The sequence below is a fragment of the Butyrivibrio sp. Su6 genome (genome assembly GCF_900108105.1).
In the GTDB taxonomy this organism is placed as follows: Bacteria; Bacillota; Clostridia; order Lachnospirales; family Lachnospiraceae; genus Butyrivibrio.
The window spans coordinates 1-17,833 of the sequence record NZ_FNUR01000022.1 but is presented as its reverse complement, the minus strand read 5'-3'; the positions used below and the strand labels follow the sequence as shown (position 1 = coordinate 17,833).

General features: G+C 40.1%; 12 protein-coding genes. 4 read left to right on the top strand and 8 right to left on the bottom strand.

What is annotated here, in order from left to right; genetic code table 11:
* Positions 1-688: 688 nt before the first annotated feature.
* The 7 genes from C4S54_RS15845 to C4S54_RS15815 all read right to left on the bottom strand — a co-directional run bounded on the left by C4S54_RS15845 (position 689) and on the right by C4S54_RS15815 (position 9,374).
* Entirely contained in the window at positions 689-1,894 is a 1,206-nt protein-coding gene (locus C4S54_RS15845) for an NADP-dependent isocitrate dehydrogenase (protein ID WP_103870354.1), read from the bottom strand.
* 29 nt (positions 1,895-1,923) lie between these two features.
* Positions 1,924-2,607: a GntR family transcriptional regulator gene (locus C4S54_RS15840; protein ID WP_022774889.1), complete on the bottom strand. Its 684-nt coding sequence runs from the start codon at positions 2,605-2,607 to the stop codon at positions 1,924-1,926.
* Positions 2,608-2,621: 14 nt separating this feature from the next.
* A complete protein-coding gene (locus C4S54_RS15835) occupies positions 2,622-4,055 on the bottom strand; it encodes a 2-isopropylmalate synthase (RefSeq protein WP_022774890.1) in 1,434 nt (477 codons plus the stop codon).
* A gap of 93 nt (positions 4,056-4,148) precedes the next feature.
* Complete coding sequence (locus tag C4S54_RS15830; RefSeq protein WP_103870353.1) at positions 4,149-6,095, bottom strand: EAL domain-containing protein; 1,947 nt, start codon at positions 6,093-6,095, stop codon at positions 4,149-4,151.
* A 48-nt stretch (positions 6,096-6,143) separates the two neighbouring features.
* Positions 6,144-6,980: a carbohydrate ABC transporter permease gene (locus C4S54_RS15825; RefSeq protein ID WP_022774893.1), complete on the bottom strand. Its 837-nt coding sequence runs from the start codon at positions 6,978-6,980 to the stop codon at positions 6,144-6,146.
* A gap of 17 nt (positions 6,981-6,997) precedes the next feature.
* Positions 6,998-7,921 (bottom strand): carbohydrate ABC transporter permease, encoded by a 924-nt coding sequence (locus C4S54_RS15820; protein ID WP_103870352.1) that lies wholly within the window; start codon positions 7,919-7,921, stop codon positions 6,998-7,000.
* Positions 7,922-8,000: 79 nt separating this feature from the next.
* Positions 8,001-9,374 (bottom strand): ABC transporter substrate-binding protein, encoded by a 1,374-nt coding sequence (locus C4S54_RS15815; RefSeq protein ID WP_103870351.1) that lies wholly within the window; start codon positions 9,372-9,374, stop codon positions 8,001-8,003.
* A gap of 178 nt (positions 9,375-9,552) precedes the next feature.
* Between C4S54_RS15815 and C4S54_RS15810 the strand changes: the two genes are divergently transcribed.
* Together C4S54_RS15810 and C4S54_RS15805 are read left to right on the top strand one after the other, a co-directional pair.
* Positions 9,553-11,283, top strand: coding sequence for a sensor histidine kinase (locus tag C4S54_RS15810; protein WP_103870350.1), 1,731 nt, complete (start codon positions 9,553-9,555; stop codon positions 11,281-11,283).
* A 19-nt stretch (positions 11,284-11,302) separates the two neighbouring features.
* Positions 11,303-12,595, top strand: a complete 1,293-nt coding sequence (locus C4S54_RS15805) for a response regulator (RefSeq protein WP_103870349.1) — start codon at positions 11,303-11,305, stop codon at positions 12,593-12,595.
* A 53-nt stretch (positions 12,596-12,648) separates the two neighbouring features.
* Here the strand turns inward: C4S54_RS15805 and C4S54_RS15800 are convergent, their stop codons facing one another.
* Positions 12,649-14,739, bottom strand: coding sequence for an elongation factor G (locus C4S54_RS15800; RefSeq protein WP_103870348.1), 2,091 nt, complete (start codon positions 14,737-14,739; stop codon positions 12,649-12,651).
* Between the two features lie 291 nt (positions 14,740-15,030).
* Between C4S54_RS15800 and C4S54_RS15795 the strand changes: the two genes are divergently transcribed.
* Together C4S54_RS15795 and aroA are read left to right on the top strand one after the other, a co-directional pair.
* Positions 15,031-16,128 (top strand): prephenate dehydrogenase, encoded by a 1,098-nt coding sequence (locus C4S54_RS15795; RefSeq protein ID WP_103870347.1) that lies wholly within the window; start codon positions 15,031-15,033, stop codon positions 16,126-16,128.
* Between the two features lie 17 nt (positions 16,129-16,145).
* Positions 16,146-17,477: a 3-phosphoshikimate 1-carboxyvinyltransferase gene (gene aroA / locus C4S54_RS15790; RefSeq protein ID WP_103870346.1), complete on the top strand. Its 1,332-nt coding sequence runs from the start codon at positions 16,146-16,148 to the stop codon at positions 17,475-17,477.
* Positions 17,478-17,833: the final 356 nt, after the last annotated feature.

Below are 17,833 nucleotides of genomic sequence, written 5' to 3'. Positions count from 1 at the left end.
CATATACGGCCTTATTTGAGGTTACCACACCATTATATAGAGATCATATGTCTAAAGTTCACTCATCCAATGGATGTGGCAATCCATTTTTTCTCGTATATGCCCATTTTCTCTTCCAGAATATTCTGCCGAGGGGTGTGGTAACTTAAAAAGTATAGCTATATACCCATTTCACTGTGACAATCCAGAGCTAGGAGAAGATGTAGGATAAGAGTGAAAGATTTGTAAAATTTATCCCATTCTATCCATGCCGATTTTCAGAGATGTGTGATAATGGATTTTGCTCATGAGTAGGATAAACGTTGGACTTTTACTCTTTATCCTACACTTCTCATGGTTCTGAACAAGGTTTTTTCTGGTTTGTAGGATAAATGATCGACTTTTATTCATTTTATCCCACAATTCTCAAATTTCTGACTGAGAATTTTGCTGGTTTGTAGGATAAAACAATTGATTTTTTCACAATTATCCCATTTTTCGGTCAATCGCAGTGTTCAGAAGGCTGAAAATGTGGGATAACTACGATAAAATTTCATGTTTTATCCTACTTCTCTAAAAATCAGCTTAGATAGAATGGGATAATTATTACAAATCTTTCGCTTTTATCCCACATGCCAATAACTGGAATAAAAAAAGCTTTCGCCAATAATCAGTGCGAAAGCCTCTCTATTATCATGATATTCAATTATCAGTTCTTCTCAAATTCCTCTGCAATTGCATCAAGGAACTCTTCGCTTCCAAGTTTTACAGGGTTTGGAAGAGATGTGATAAGTGCAAGGTCTCCTGTCATGCGGCCTGACTCGATAACTGAAAGAGTTGCCCTTTCCATCTTGTCAGCCCAATCGCATAGAGCTTTGATTCCATCAAGCTCTCCTCTCTTTCTGAGAGCACCTGTCCAGGCAAAGATCGTTGCTACAGGGTTTGTAGATGTAGGCTCACCCTTGAGATACTTGTAGTAGTGGCGCTGCACTGTTCCGTGAGCTGCCTCGTACTCGTAAACACCTGTTGGTGATACAAGAACTGATGTCATCATGGCAAGTGAACCGAATGCTGATGAAACCATATCACTCATTACATCACCATCATAGTTCTTGCAAGCCCAGATAAATCCGCCCTTTGACTTCATAACACGGGCTACAGCATCATCGATAAGTGTATAGAAATATGTTATTCCTGCCTTTTCAAATTCAGCTTTGAACTCATTTTCATAGACTTCATCGAAGATTTCCCTAAATCTTCTGTCGTAGGTCTTACTGATAGTATCCTTTGTTCCAAGCCAGAGCTCTTTTTTCTCAGAAAGTGCATATTTAAAGCATGCTCTTGCAAAGCTCTTAATTGATGAATCCTTGTTATGGATTCCCTGAATGATACCGGGCTCATCAAACTCATGAATAGTTTCTCTTACTTCTTTCCCGTCAGCTCCTGTAAATACAAGCTCAGCCTTTCCAGGTCCTGGAACTCTTATTTCAACATTCTTATAAACATCGCCATATGCGTGACGGGCAAGAGTGATCGGCTCTACCCAGCTTCTTACGTTGGGCTCGATGCCCTTTACCATGATAGGTGTGCGGAAAACTGTTCCATCAAGGATTGCCCTGATTGTTCCATTAGGGCTCTTCCACATTTTCTTAAGATTATATTCCTTAACACGCTCGTTGTTAGGAGTAATGGTTGCGCATTTAACAGCAACTCCGTATTTCAGAGTGGCATTGGCACTATCAACTGTAACCTGATCATCAGTTTCATCTCTGTGCTTAAGGCCAAGATCGTAATACTCACTTTTAAGGTCGATATATGGCAAGATCAGCTTATCTTTGATCATCTGCCATAAAACTCTTGTCATCTCATCCCCATCCATCTCAACGATAGGAGTTGTCATTACAATTTTGCTCATATCCCATTTCTCCTTCAAGTCATTATTATTTACTGTTCGTAAAGCTCCAAAAGCCCTTTATCCAGCATGTTTTCATAGGCATTGATCATATGCTGATTAGCAAGCTCTTCAGCCTTATCAGGGTTATTCTCTTTAATGGCTTCCATAATAAATTTATGCTCTACGTTTGAAACAGCGCCTCTGCTGCTGGAAAGAGTCTGCTGTCTTACTCTCCAAACATACTGATGGTAGTCCTTTAAAAGATGCTCAAGCATCTTTGAATTACATGACTCATATAAAATATTGTGGAATCTGTTATCAAGCTCAGCCATCTGCTCCATGTGGCCTCTGGCAGCATGAAACTCTGCGAGATAGATATTCTCTTCCATCTCTTCAAGCTGCTCTTTTGTGATATTCTCACATGCCCATCTGGCGCATAATCCCTCAAGTTTGGACCTTATCATATAGATGTCCTGAATATCCTTCACCTTGATTCCGGTTACATAAGCTCCTCTGTTAGGGATGATCTGAATAAGGCCTTCCAACTCAAGCTGTCTGAAAGCCTCTCTTACAGGTGTCCTGCTTACTCCAAGTTCCTGGCCGATCGCAACTTCTTTAAGTTCCTCATGGTCTTTATATTTGCCGTTTAGTATGTCTTCTCTTATGCGGTGAAAAACACGTCCTCTAAGAGAATACTTGTCTGTCACTTCCTGTTTTAAGTCTTGATTTTCCATGTCTCTCCTTTAGTTTATACAGCCCCTACTATCTCTCCCTCTTTTACTACGATACCTAGTTCTTTTGAAACTTTATCTATCTCACGAACAAGCTCGTTATCAGTCATAACCGTAACTCGTCCGTTTGCATACTCGTTATCAACCCACTCTTTTATCTTAGTTACAAGCGGTGATGTCTTTGAGAGGGCATGCTCCTGTCTTAATTTGTAATGGATATTTATCCAATGAGCAATGCCTGCAAGCCCTGAAGTATTGGAAACAGCGCTTACAGGAGGTCTCTTCAAGAATTTCTCAGTATCAAAAATATTATAGATCTCTTCATTCTTGAGAAGTCCGTCAGCATGAATACCTGCCCTTGTAACATTAAAGTTCTTACCGACAAATGGTGTATTGGCAGGAACAGTAAATCCAATCTCTTTCTCATAGTACTCAGCAAGATCAGTGATCACTGTCGTATTCATACCATCCAAAGTGCCCTTAAGCTGGGCATATTCAAATACCATGGCCTCTAGTGGTGTGTTACCTGTTCTCTCGCCAATTCCAAACAGTGATGTATTAACAGATGAACAGCCATAAAGCCATGCAGTTGTAGAGTTTGTAACTGCTTTATAAAAATCGTTATGTCCGTGCCATTCGATGAGTTCGCTGGGAACACTGGCGTTTGTATTGATCGCGTAGATGATTCCCTGAACACTTCTGGGAATAACGGCACCTGAGAAGTTTACTCCATATCCCATAGTATCGCAAGCACGAATTTTAACCGGTATGCCGTATTCTTCCTTAAGCTTCATAAGTTCAATACAGAACGGAACAACAAAACCATAAATATCCGCACGGGTAATGTCTTCCAAATGGCATCTCGGGCTGATACCTGCCTCCAGACAGGAACGTATAACACTTAAGTAATGCTCAAGAGCCTGCTTTCTGGTCATTTTAAGTTTAAGGAAAATGTGATAATCAGAACAAGAAACAAGGATACCAGTTTCCTTCATACCAATTTCTTTTACAAGCTTAAAATCCTCTTCGCTTGCCCTTATCCAGCTTGTTACCTCCGGGAATCTGTAGCCCCTTTCCATACATTTAAGGGCTGCATCCCTGTCGCTCTTACTATATAAAAAGAACTCACTCTGTCTGATAAGTCCGTTTGGGCCACCAAGTTCATGAAGCATATCATATATCTTCACGATCTGTTCTGTAGTATATGGTGCTCTGGACTGCTGACCATCTCTAAAAGTTGTATCAGTTATCCATATTTCTTTTGGCATGTTGTGGGGAACAATCCTGTCATTAAAAGGAATCTTAGGAATCTCCTCGTAAGGAAACATGTTTCTGAAGACGTTTGGTTTTTTTACATCGTCAAGAATATAAATATGCTCTTCAATCTTGAGCAGATTATTCTTGTCATTCATTGTTACGGGTCTACTTTGGAACGCTGATGTATCACTCATAAAAATAACCTCACCTTCTTGCAATGTATCTCTCGTATAATTGTATACAATCATACTATCCTTTATACATTGCTGTCAAGGCAAGGTTCTTTCTTAAAAACTGCTCTTTCTGTTAAAAAACTTCTTTATTTCTTCTATAGGAGTCGGTTTAGCATAAAGATATCCCTGAATATAGTCAAATCCACGGTCTACACTGTACTGTTTCTGGGATTCATCCTCTACTCCTTCGATAAGTGTTATAAAGCCGTTCTTTTTGAAAACTTCTATCATGTAGCTGAGGATGTCGTTCATCCTGTCATCGTGAAGAGATTTATAAAGAAGTGTCTTATCAAATTTAATGGTCTTGAAAGGACAATTCATAACTCTTTCAAGTGATGAATATCCCGTTCCAAAGTCATCCAGATAGAACTGTATTCCCTCTGCAGAAAGAACTTCCATGTTTTTGTTAGCGCTCTCATAGTTTTCAAACATTGCTGTTTCAGTCACTTCAAGTCTGATCTTGGATGTGTCAATGTCATATTTCTCGATGATCTCCATAAAATCTCTGTTGAGATTTTCCATAGAAAGCTCTTTTGCCGAGCAGTTAATGGATATGGCATCGAAATCATAGTATTCGTCAAAAGAACTTATGGCTCTGCAGACCTTATTAAGGATTATGCAGGTGAGCATGTGTATAGAGCCGCTGCTCTCAGCGATAGGTATAAATACCTCCGGAGAAATAAGCTTATCACCGACTTTAAGTCTCATGAGCGCTTCTGCTGATTTAAAGCTGCCGGTTTCCACGCTGTAGATAGGCTGCGCATATACCACAACTCTCTCATCATCAAGGTTCTCTCTTAGCCTTATATCCCTGATAACAGAAGATATCTCATAGTGCTCGCTAAAGCCTTTATAATCGCTTTCCTTTGCAATATAGAACTGACTACTATTTTGGTCTACTAATCTTTTGCTTATGAATTCAAAGAACTGACGCACCTTCAAGATAGTGTCTGTCTCCGGCCTAAGTTCCCCTGCAATGATCGTGTAATTAAATGGAACATCAAGATCAACTCTGCTCTTGTCAAAGATACCTCTTATCTCCTGAATGATCTCCTTGGCTTTCTCCGGATCATTCTCCTCAAGAGTATTGACAAATTTATTATCAGACATTTTATAAAGCCTTAAAGAAGGACTTAAATTCTCAAGATTTCTGCAAATGCTGATACCATAGTACAAAGAATCAATATCTTTTTTTATAAAGTTTTCAATATCCAAAGTCTTAAGGATAACGTACACTACCCAGATTTTCTTTTTGCCCATATTCTTCATGAGATAAGCATCCAAAGCATAGATACTCTGAGTTCCCGAAAGCTCATCATACGGGACATTATGGAACAGCAAGAATCCAATCATGAAAATAGGAACATAAGTGGTGGCTGAAAAAATATAATGGGCCTTAACTACATATATCATCTGACCGATCAGGACAACAAGGCTTGCGGGAACAAAAAGACATACTGCATGCCATGTGATCCTGCTTATCTCTCGCCTGTTCAGGGCACTGGCTATAAAGCATACAACAGCGCAGACAATACCCGCTGAAATGTAGTATCTGGTGAAATGTCTGATATCAATGCCGTTTAACGTAAATGTATAAAGGCCACTGGCAGCTATCTCAATAATAATTCCAATGACGTAGATAATTGACAGAACCGCGTACATCATAATAAACTCTTTTCGCTGATTGCGTCTCACCACCGACATCATATTTACGTAGGAAAAAATGCAGTAAAGAATTCCATTATAAACCAGCAAAAAAGAAATCAGCTGTATTCCGAATAGGTTTTTGTTGTAGTACTGATCGGGATTATTGGCTACTTTGATAATAGAAATCTGAAAAAGAATGGCAACTATCGAAAGAATGGTGCCATTAAAAATATACTTAAAAAGAAGAGTCTTTTTAGGTCTTACATATAACATCACAAATAGCAGGAGCCCTGAAAGAAGGAGTCCTGCTATTTCACCTATGTAGTTATACTCTACAAATGATTCAATATACATATATAAATAGTAACACAAACTAAAGGATATGGGTAAAAAATAATTAAATTATCCTTTAACTGAACCTGTAGTGATTCCGGCAACAAAGTATTTCTGAAGCGAAATGAACACAATAAATACAGGTATAAGTGAAAGAACTGAAGCTGCCATGATTAGTCCATACTCAGCTGAGTACTGTGAAATAAACATTTTCAGTCCAATCTGAAGTGTTTTCTTGGACTCTGTTGTCAGGTAAATGAGAGGTCCTAGGAAGTCATTCCAGGTATTAACAAAAGTAAATATGATAAGTGTTGAAAGAGCAGGCTTTGAAAGAGGCAGCATGATCTTGGCGTATATGCCATACTCTGTCATTCCATCGATCCTGGCTGCTTCGCAAAGAGAATCAGGGATTCCCTCATAGAACTGTCTCATCATAAATACTCCAAATGCAGAAAAGGCCTGAAGTATGATAATTGCAAGGTGGGTATCCGCAAGTCCAAGGCTTCTCATGAACATGAACTGAGGGACCATGTATACCTGCCAAGGCACAGCGATTGTAGCTACATATGCAAGGAACAGCACGTTGCGGCCCTTGAACTCAAGTTTTGCAAAAGCATATGCTGCAAAGCTTGAGGTAAGAAGCTGAAGGAAAGTAACTATGAGCGTCAGCTTTGCTGTGTTAAGTGTAAACTTTGCAAGAGGTATCTTTGTCCAGATATCAAGGTAGTTCTGCCATCTTGGCTCCTTTGGAATCCACTCAAAAGGTATTACAAAAACGTCTTTGTTAAACTTAAGTGATGCTGATAACATCCATACAAAAGGCACTAACATTAAAAGTGCCAGGAGGATTAGCAGCACATAGACAATTGTCTGTCCAATAATTCTGTTTCTTCTTTTGCTTTTCACTTTTTCTATCCTCCCGATCAGTCATTAGCATAGTTCTTTTCACCCTTAAACTGGATAAGGGTAACAACGAGAACTATTGCAAAAAGAACCAGTGCTGATGCCGATGCTTTTCCAAGCTTCCAGTTTCTGAAAGCCTCTTCATAGATATAGTAAACAAGTACCATTGCACTCTTATTTACTACACCGTTAGAACCACCAGCCAACATGTATACGATGTCATAAACCTTAAAGCAGTTGATTGTCAGCATGATAGTTACAAAGAATGTTGTTGGTTTAAGCTGAGGAACAGTGATATGCTTAAATTTCTGCCAGGCATTGGCTCCGTCAAGTGAAGCTGCCTCATAGAGATCCTCACTGATGCCCTGTAATCCGGCAAGATAGATTACCATATAATATCCCATGTTTTTCCATACGGAGAACATGATAATAGTCAACATTACAGTACTTGATGATGCTGCCCATTTTAAAGGCGCAACATGAAGTACATTCATAAGGAACTGGTTTACAATTCCACCTTTTGCAGGTGTAAAGAGCATATTCCATACTGCTGCTACTGCAACCAGTGATGCTACATAAGGGAAGAATGTAACTGTTCTAAAGAAATTTCTTCCTTTTATTTTCTGATTCAATAAAATCGCAAGTCCAAGTGCTATCACAAGAGTGATCGGCACTGTAAACAGGCTGTAGATAATTGTATTTTTTAATGATGCAAGGAATCTGTCATCCTTAAAGATCTCTACGAAATTCGAAAGACCTATGAATTTCATCTCATTACTTCCATCCCATTCAGCAAATGACATGAGAAGTGCAAGTACTATTGGTCCCAATGTAAATATTGCAAACCCAAGAAAGTTCGGAGCGATAAAGGAATATGCTACAAGATTCCTTCTGCGCTGTCTTTTTTTCATATTTTTTTCCATAGCGGATAGCTGTGCTGCCATGTCTTTTTCCTCTTAAAAAGGCACTTGAACTCAAGCTGCCTTGAAATTCAAGTGCCGGTTATTTTTATCTAGCTAATAATTACTTTCCGATGATTGCAGAAACGCCTTCGTTCATAGCTGCGATAGCATCATCTACGCTTACTTCTTCGTTCATGATAAGATCATGCTGTTCGTTAAGAACTGTCTCAATCTCAGATGACTTATCGTTTGCAGGCATCTCAAGATATGTGTGGCTTGGTACAAGAGCTTCCTTTGAAGCTTCATCTGTTGGGAAGCCATCCATTGAAGCGATAAGATCAACGATCTTGTCGTTTGTCATAGCTGGGATGTTACCTGTTGAAGCCATAACTTCTGCACCCTTTTCACCACTTACAAACTTAACGAATTCCCAAGCCATATCCTTGTTAGGAGCTGATGTAGGAATTGCAAGAGCTGTGATTGTTGAAAGAGTTGAACCAGGCTCTACACCTTCTGCATGAGGATACTTAACCATACCCCAGTTAGTGCAATCTGTGTACTCGCCATCTTTGATCTTCTGGATAAGTGTTGCGATGAACCATGTACCCATGTTCATTGTTGCTACGTTACCCTGAGCAAATGCTGCTGAGTAGTGAAGTCCCTGTGTCTTAAGTGTTGCATAATCCATGCAGACACCATCTTTCTGCTGTGCAAGAACCATCTCGTAGTAAGGCTTTGTGAACTCATAGTTGCCATCAACGATTGTGTTCTTTCCATCAAGAATACCATCAAGCTGGATTGTTGATCTCCATGTGTGGTAGTGAGAACCATAAACCTCAGCACCAGGAGTTGTGTCTGTTACGCTTCTTGCAAGCTTGTCATACTCTTCCCAGGTCATATCGTTTGTAGGATATGCAACGCCTGCTTTATCAAAGACATCCTTGTTGTAGTAAAGAACCCAGATATCTGAACGGAAAGGAAGTTCATAAAGACTTCCGTCGATTGTTACCTGATCTGTAACGCCGTTGTAAAGTGAAAGGTCAACGCCATCCTTTGAGATAAGATCTCCTAAAGGTTCAAGAACGCCCTTGTTAACGAGTGATACGTAACCTGGAACATCCTTAACTGTTACTACGTCAAAGTCTGAGCCAGCACCTGAAAGCTGTGTTCCAAGAACTGTGCTGTAATCTGTAGATCCAAGGTCTACCATCTCAACTGTTACGTTTGGATGCTCAGCTGTGAAAGCATCAATAAGTGGCTGATAGTAAACTGTGCTTGATACATCCCAAAGTGCCCACTTAAGTGTTACAGGCTCATCAGATGTAGCCTCTGCTGTCTCTGTAGTTGCTTCTGCAGCAGGTGCCTCTGTTGCTGCCGGTGTTTCTTCCTTTGCAGGTGCCTCAGCTTCAGGTGCCTGTGAAGCACTTCCGCATCCAACGATGCTTGCTGCGATCATTGAAACTGCAAGTAAAGAACTGATAATTCTCTTTTTCATTTTTTGCCTCCCTTTTAATAATTGCTACCCCATTGGCAGTTTTTTGTTTCTATAAAAATTGTAACAAAGCCTCTTATTTCCAAGAATGTACATTCTTTAACATTTATTGGTAAAAAAATGCAATTTTTTTATATAAAATTGTATTTTCTTTATTTTTCCTCTGCTCTAATATATATCTATGCGTAAAAATAGTCATTCAATCAGATTAAAAATTGTCATATGGGCAGTGGGTCTGTCTCTTGTTCTTGCCTTATTTATAGCTACAACAAGTTACATTCTCTCCATGCGCTATTTAAAAGAAAATCAGCATCAATCAGCCCTGACCAACATCCATGTCCTTGGAAACAACATAGATTCCAACATCAATACAGTTATGACTTTTTCTAACTGGATATGCCTGGACAGCACTATCAATAACTACGTCCAGTCTGTAGCTGAAACCTATACCGAGGACAAAATTCTTGGCAGAAAGCTTTCCATGATGACCTGGAACCATTTAAACAATGAATTCAATATAGTAGGAGTCAGAAATTACGTTGACCGTGTAGTGATCTCCACTATTGATGGTAAAAATTTTCTGCAGGACATTTCAGGAGGCGGTGCATCAAGCAGTTCAAATACGCCTCAGATGATAATGGCTTCAAGTTTTTATGAGCCTCTTATTTCATCTCCGTCCTTTAGCTGGTATGGAATATGCAAAAATCCAATGTCCAAAAGCGGCAACCCTCCTATTATTCCAATTATCAGAGCAATTTACAAGGCTGATTCCTCTGAAGTTCTGGGCTGGGTCTATATGGACATCCCTGTATCTGTGATAATAGATTCTCTAAAAAGCTTTGTCTTTGAAAATGATGATGCTCTATATCTTACATTTCCCGAAGGCGTATCCTACCGATATGATGGCAGGTCTTTTGTGAAAGACTCACTTCCTGCCGATCTTGTAACCTACACTTTGCCGGAAACCGGATGGAAGCTCTCATATCTGCCATCAGAAAGCGCCCTCAAAGCCCGAATGAAGCTGTATCTTGCACTGATCATACTTATATTTACGGTTATTCTTTTTGCAGGAATAATTCTTTCTCTTTCCCTGCACAGGATCATTACAAGGCCTGTATCCAAGCTAATCGACAGGCTTGATCAGATAGGACTTGGAGATTTTTCAAGGGATCCATCGATAGAATGGCCCAACGAACTTGGTGAGATTGGAATAGGAATCAACAGCCTCTCACAGAACGTCTCCGATCTTATGGAGAAAAGAATTTTAGATGAAAAGACGAAACACGACCTGGAATACCAGGTTCTGCAATCCCAGATAAATCCTCACTTTTTGTATAACACCTTAAATACAATAAAGTGGATGGCAACAATACAAGGGTCAGAAGGCATTGCGGACATGTCAACTGCCCTTTCAAGACTTATGAAAAACATTTCCAAGGGTACAGAAAGCGTTATTGCTCTTGAGGATGAATTTGCCCTTTTAGATGACTATTTTACCATTATGAAATACAGGTATGGCGGGACCATTGAGCTGGAATATGATACGGAGGATGAAGCTCTTTTGAAATGCAGAATAAACCGCTTCTCTCTCCAGCCAATCATTGAGAATTCCATATTCCACGGAATCGAACCAAAGGGAAGCGCCGGAAAGATTGTAGTCCACACCTATAAAAATGATGATAAGCTTTTCATTGATGTCACTGACAACGGAGTCGGCATGACCAAAGAAACCATTGATGATGTCCTTAGCGGCAAGGCCAAGTCATCCAACGAATTCTTTAGGCAGATTGGTGTCAGCAACGTAAATGAGAGAATCAGATATACCTTCGGCGAAGAATACGGAATGCACATAACAAGTGAAGTTGGCTCCTTTACAACGACCACACTTATTCTTCCGCTTAAATACATGTAAAAGAAATCAGGAGTTTTTTATGTACCGAATACTAATAGTAGATGATGAACCCTTGGTGCAGATTGGTCTTAAGACCATGATTGCCAAGGACCATTCCGACAACTGTGAAATAATAGGAACTGCTTCAAACGGGCAGGAAGCCTGGGATATGATCTGCAGCGACACTCCGGACATTGTCATTGCAGATATAAGAATGCCTGTAATGACCGGCCTTGAACTGCTTGATAAGAGCCATAAAAAATATGGAAACCCCCCGGCTTTTATCATGCTCACAGCCTATGAAGAATTCGAAATGGTTAGACAGGCTCTTGTATGTGAGGCTGTTGATTATCTTGTAAAAATAGAGCTAAATTCCGAAACTTTGACCTTCGCTCTAAATAAAGCCATTCAAAGAGTTGATGAATCAAATCCTGTAAGAAAGACTTCTATTCCAAGCGAAAGCTCTCTCGAGGACCTCAGGCAGAAGTTTTTGATAAAGCTGTTCAATCACCTTATCGCATCTGAAAGTGATCTGGCAAAAGAAACAAAAGCCCTGGACCTTAAGTTTGATTACAACAGATATATTGTGGTATATGGCGAGATAAAGACACCTTCTCCTGCTCTTTCTGACTCATCAAATGATGCTATTGGTATATATTCATCAAGTATAGGTATGGCAAAAGAGATCATTTCCCGCCACGCACCATGTCAGATAGTATCCATAGATCCTACGCACTTTGCTATCATCTTCCTGTTTAATGAAGAAAAACCTATTGCTTCAATAATGGATCTGATCACTGAGGCACTTGAAAATGCCAGAACCATGATCACAAGCTACTTTAAGACAACTCTTACATTTGGTATAGGAAGCGCTGTATCAACACCTCTTGATATAGCTGTCTCTTTTGACGAAGCAAAAACAGCCCAGTCCCAGTCCGATTCTGCAGCACCTATAAGACTCTTTAGCCACATCGTTGGTAGCAACAGACGCTCTGGAAAGGACAAACTTATATTTACCATACAGCAGTACATAGATGGCAACTTAAACGGAAAGCTCCAGTTAAATGAAGTAGCTGAAGTATTTGGACTATCTCCCGCTTATCTGTCAGTTCTTTTTAAGAAGACAACAGATACAGGTTTCTCCGAATATGTTTATACAAAGAAAATTGATAAGGCAAAAGAAATGCTCTTATCCGGTGACATGAAAATCTACGAAGTTGCAGATGCTTTAGGGTTTGAATCAGCATACTATTTTTCCAAGGTCTTTAAAAAAGTGGATGGCCACTCGCCAAGGGAATATATCCAAAACAAAAGCGAAGGCCAGTCCTTCTAATTAAAAAATGAGGATGAAGAAAAGCTCTTCATCCTCTTTTTTATTGATCCTTATTATTCTTCTGAGTTTGCTGCAGCAACCTTGTCTGCTCTGTCGGCAACTTCTTTTGCCTGAACATCTGATGGTGCCTGCTCATATCTGTTAAACTCATACTCATATTCACCGCTTCCGCCAGTCATTGAACGAAGCTGTGTGTTATATCCAAAGAGTTCCATCATAGGAACTTCTGCTTCAATAACCTGCTTGCCTGTAAGAGATGGATTCATGCCGAGCACTCTTCCTCTTCTCTTATTTAGGTCTCCCATTACATCACCGGTATATGAATCCGGAACTGTAACCTTAAGAGAAACAATAGGCTCAAGGAGTACAGGAGAAGCATCCATAAAGCCTTTCTTGAATGCACCTGATGCTGCTACTTTGAATGCCATTTCTGAAGAGTCAACCGGGTGATAAGATCCATCGTAAAGAACTGCCTTAACACCTACTACAGGATAAGCTGCAAGAGGTCCTCTTAATACTGACTCAGCAAGTCCCTTTTCAACTGCCGGGAAGTAGTTCTTTGGAACTGCTCCACCAACAACTTCCTGCTCAAATACATATGGAGTAGTTGGATCTCCTGATGGCTCAAAGCGCATCTTTACATGTCCATACTGGCCATGACCACCTGTCTGTTTCTTATATTTGTATTCAACATCAGATTTCTTTCTGATAGTCTCTCTAAATGCAACCTTTGGCTTTGTGAGGTCGATTGCAACTTTATATACGTTCTGAAGCTTACTCTGTATAACTTCAAGATGCATATCTCCGATACCATATAGAAGAGTCTGACGGTTTTCTGCATCATTGACTACTCTAAGTGTCTGATCCTCAGCTGCAAGCTTAGCAAGAGACTGAGAAATCTTATCAATATCTGCCTTATTCTGAGCGTGATATCTCATAGCTGTATATGGAGTTGAGATATCCATCTTTGCGTACTGAACAGGATTAGCCTTTGTAGAAAGAGTATCTCCTGTAGCAATCTCAAGCTTCTGAAGTGCGCCAAGGTCACCTGCGTGGAGCTCTGGAACTTCAGTAGTCTTATTGCCCTGAAGGATATAGAGCTTACCAATCTTAACTTCAACATCCTTACCTGCTACATACATAAGATCATCCGGCTTAATGACACCTGAACGAACCTTGATAAGTGAGTACTTACCAATAAATGGATCGATCATTGTCTTAAATACAAAAGCTGTCTTTGGCTTTGAGAAATCGAAATCTGCTTCGAAGATCTCATTAGTATTTGTATTGATACCAGCCATCTTGCGGTTCTCAGGACTTGGCATGTACTTAACGATATCATCAAGAAGTGTGTAGATACCCTGGCAGAGAGTACTTGAACCCATCTCAATAGGAACAATGCTTCCGTCACATACATTACCTCTAACTGCTGCTCTTATCTCAGCTTCTGAGAATGTATCACCATTAAAGTATCTCTCCATGAACTCTTCTGAAGTCTCAGCAACAGATTCAAGAAGTGTATCTCTAAAGAGCTTAAGGTTAGCCTGGTTGTATTCCGGAACCGGACACTCTACAACCTCTTTTCCTTCCCATCTGAAGCCCTTTTCCTGAATAACGTTTACATATCCAACAAACTTTTCATTCTCACGGATTGGCAGGTTGAATGGAGCCATTTTCTTACCGTATTTATCAGTAAGGTCCTGAACTACCTGTCTATAAGAAACATCATCGATATCCATGTCAGCTACAAAGAACATACGTGGAATCTTGTACTTTTCGCACATTTCCCAAGCCTTCTCTGTTCCAACTTCGATACCTGCTTTACCTGATACAACGATGATTGCTGCATCAGCAACGCTGATAGCTTCCTCAACTTCACCTACAAAATCAAAGAATCCCGGAGTATCCAGAATATTGATCTTGTGACCATCCCACTCGAGAGGGATAGTTGAAGTACTGATTGAGAAGTGACGCTTCTGTTCTTCCTTATCGAAATCACTTAATGTGTTTCCATCTTCTACCTTCCCCATCCTTGATGTAAGTCCGGCAAGATATCCCATAGCCTCTGCTAAAGTTGTTTTGCCAGCGCCACCATGTCCAAGCAGTACTACGTTTCTAATCTTGTCAGTTGTGTAAACGTTCATATCTTGTCCTCCAGTCGCATTATTTTGAGGAAATCCCAAAGCCTATTAACACTATTTATTTGTAGATGTGAAAAAAATTGAATTCCCCCAAAAGATTTATAAGGATATTTTACTAAAAATAATGCATCATAACAAGTATTTGTGTTATTTTTGCACAAATATATCATTATCATGTGGGTCTTATGTCATCAAGGCAAAAAACAGCAAGAATCATGCATGAATAGTATTGTTTTTCGCACGTTAAAGTGATATAGTGAAGTGAAAGACGCTTTCTTCGGGGGAATTTAACTAATGTCATTTAATAAATTTGGATTTTTAGGACTTGGTCTTATTGGTGGTTCTATTGCAAGAGCTATCAAAAAAAGCCATCCTGATTCTTTTATAGTAGCTTACACACCACACAAAGAAACCGTAGATAAAGCACATGACGAAGGTATTGTAGATAAGCCTGTATATGAGATCGGAAAAGATTTTTCTGAATGCGATATCATCTTCTTATGTGCTCCGGTAGAAATAAACAACGATAATCTTGAAAAGCTTGTTCCATTTTTAAATGAGAATACATTACTTACCGATATCGGTAGTGTTAAGACCGGTATTCACGAGAAGGTAAAAGAGCTTGGCCTTGAAAAGCAGTTTATCGGCGGTCATCCAATGGCCGGTACAGAACGCATTGGTTTTGGCAATTCTAAGGCATCTCTTTTTGAAAATGCCTACTATATTCTCACAAAAACGGAAAACACAAACGAAGAAAAATTAAAGCATTACTATGAACTGGTAAAAGAAATAGGTGCCATTCCTCTGGTGATTCCTTACATGCAGCATGATTACATTACGGCAGCCATAAGCCACGTTCCACATGTAGTCTCTGCAAGCCTTGTGAATCTTGTCAGAAACAATGACTCTGAGGATCAGCTGATGAAACTCATCGCCGCAGGTGGATTTAAGGATATTACAAGAATATCCTCTTCTTCTCCTGTTATGTGGCAACAGATCTGCACTACAAACTCATATAACATCTCAGATCTGCTTTCAAAGTACATTGATTCGCTTATCGATATCAAGCTTGCGATTGATGAACATGACAACGATAAGCTCTTTGACTTTTTCAGCTCAGCCAGGGAATACAGGGAGTCCTTCATAGAGACCAGCAGCGGTCCTATTATGCAGACCTTTACAATTCACGTTGATATCGCTGATAAACCCGGTAATCTTGCAAGAGTGGCAACTCTTTTATCAGACAATGATATCAACATCAAAAATATTGGCATTGTCCATAACAGAGAGTATGAACGAGGAACTCTTCGTATAGAGCTGCATGATCAGAGCGGAAAAGATGCTGCATTAAAAATACTTAACGAAAACGGATATCCGATCAGAAACAGCTAATTCAAAGGAGAAGCAACATGATAGCGTTAGAAAAAGCAAAACACCCATTAAAAGGTGACGTTTTTGTTCCAGGCGACAAGTCCATATCTCACAGAAGTATCATGTTTGGCGCTCTCGCTAAAGGAACAACAGAGATCACGGGCTTTCTTAACAGTGCTGACTGCCTTTCAACCATCGACTGTTTCAGAAAACTTGGCATCAATATAGATCACACAATACGCCCTACGAACGGCGTTCCGACCATCACGGTGCACGGTAATGGTCTTTATGGGTTAAAAGCTCCATCAGAAACTTTGTACACAGGAAACAGCGGAACTACCACAAGACTCATGTCAGGTATTCTCGTGGCTCAGCCTTTTGATTCCAATATCACAGGTGATATGTCCATAGAAAAGCGCCCCATGAACCGCATTATTAAGCCTCTTTCTCAAATGGGGGCTGATATTTCATCTCTTATGGATAATGGCTGCGCTCCCCTCGTTATTAAAGGAGGCAAGCGCCTCAGAGGCATAACCTACAGAAATCCAATTGCTTCAGCTCAGGTAAAATCTGCTATTGTACTGGCAGGTCTTTATGCTGACGGCGACACTGTAGTTTATGAGCCTGCTCTGTCACGAAATCACACAGAGACTATGCTCACAATGTTCGGAGCTGACATTCACAATGAACTTGCAAGAGATGGAAGTGCTGCAGCAATACTGCATCCCGGCATGCCACTACATGGTATCAAGATAAACGTCCCTGGAGACATCTCTTCTGCTGCTTATTTCATGGCTGCCGCTCTCATGGTTCCTGATTCTGAACTTCTTATCAGAAACGTAGGTATCAACCAGACAAGGACCGGCATAATTACAGTACTCAGACAAATGGGGGCTGATATCACGCTTATGAATGAAACCAATGACAGCGAACCAAGAGCTGACATACTTGTGAAATACAGCGAGCTCCACGGAAATGAAAACGGCATTTTTGAAATTGGCGGAAAAGACATACCGACTATGATAGATGAACTTCCTGTCGTTGCCGTTGTTGCTGCCACAGGTAACTTTGATACCATAATAAAAGACGCAGCAGAGCTCAAGGCAAAAGAGTCTGACAGAATAGCTACTGTAGTTGATAACTTAAAAGCTATGGGCTGCGACATAGAAGCAACAGATGACGGCATGATCATCCACGGAGGAAAACCTCTCCACGGCGCTGACATCCATTCCCATGATGACCACAGACTTGCTATGTCATTTGCTGTAGCTTCGCTTGCTGCAACAGGAACCACAAGAATCCTCGATGATGGCTGTGTAGGAATCTCCTATCCATCATTCTTCAAAGATTTTCAGGCAATTGTTAACTAAGAAGACAGAGGGAAGACAGAGGGACGGTTCTTTTGACTTGTTTGCAAAACAAGTCAAAAGAACCGTCCCAATGTCATTTAGTTAAGGTATTCAAGTGCATTTAATACATAACGGATGGCATAAAAACTCCGTTTTAGAAAACTTCATATCTTGTTTGCAAAACAAATGGCACGCCAAGAAAGCAGGATTGCTCCTGCTTCTTCCGTGCCATTTATTCTTGGAGAAATTTATGCTCTATAACTTAGTGGAACTACACGTTTGGTATGCTTTTTTCTTGGATATGTGCGGCCTTCTCGGATTGGCGTGACGTTACCTATCAACAACAGTTCCACTGTATCACTAGACATTCTGTTATG

Coding starts and splice junctions, on each gene's coding strand:
- C4S54_RS15845 (WP_103870354.1), bottom strand. CDS start 1,894: ATGAGCAAAATTGTAATGACAACTCCTATCGTTGAGATGGATGGGGAT.
- C4S54_RS15840 (WP_022774889.1), bottom strand. CDS start 2,607: ATGGAAAATCAAGACTTAAAACAGGAAGTGACAGACAAGTATTCTCTT.
- C4S54_RS15835 (WP_022774890.1), bottom strand. CDS start 4,055: ATGAGTGATACATCAGCGTTCCAAAGTAGACCCGTAACAATGAATGAC.
- C4S54_RS15830 (WP_103870353.1), bottom strand. CDS start 6,095: ATGTATATTGAATCATTTGTAGAGTATAACTACATAGGTGAAATAGCA.
- C4S54_RS15820 (WP_103870352.1), bottom strand. CDS start 7,921: ATGGCAGCACAGCTATCCGCTATGGAAAAAAATATGAAAAAAAGACAG.
- C4S54_RS15815 (WP_103870351.1), bottom strand. CDS start 9,374: ATGAAAAAGAGAATTATCAGTTCTTTACTTGCAGTTTCAATGATCGCA.
- C4S54_RS15810 (WP_103870350.1), top strand. CDS start 9,553: ATGCGTAAAAATAGTCATTCAATCAGATTAAAAATTGTCATATGGGCA.
- C4S54_RS15805 (WP_103870349.1), top strand. CDS start 11,303: ATGTACCGAATACTAATAGTAGATGATGAACCCTTGGTGCAGATTGGT.
- C4S54_RS15800 (WP_103870348.1), bottom strand. CDS start 14,739: ATGAACGTTTACACAACTGACAAGATTAGAAACGTAGTACTGCTTGGA.
- C4S54_RS15795 (WP_103870347.1), top strand. CDS start 15,031: ATGTCATTTAATAAATTTGGATTTTTAGGACTTGGTCTTATTGGTGGT.
- aroA (WP_103870346.1), top strand. CDS start 16,146: ATGATAGCGTTAGAAAAAGCAAAACACCCATTAAAAGGTGACGTTTTT.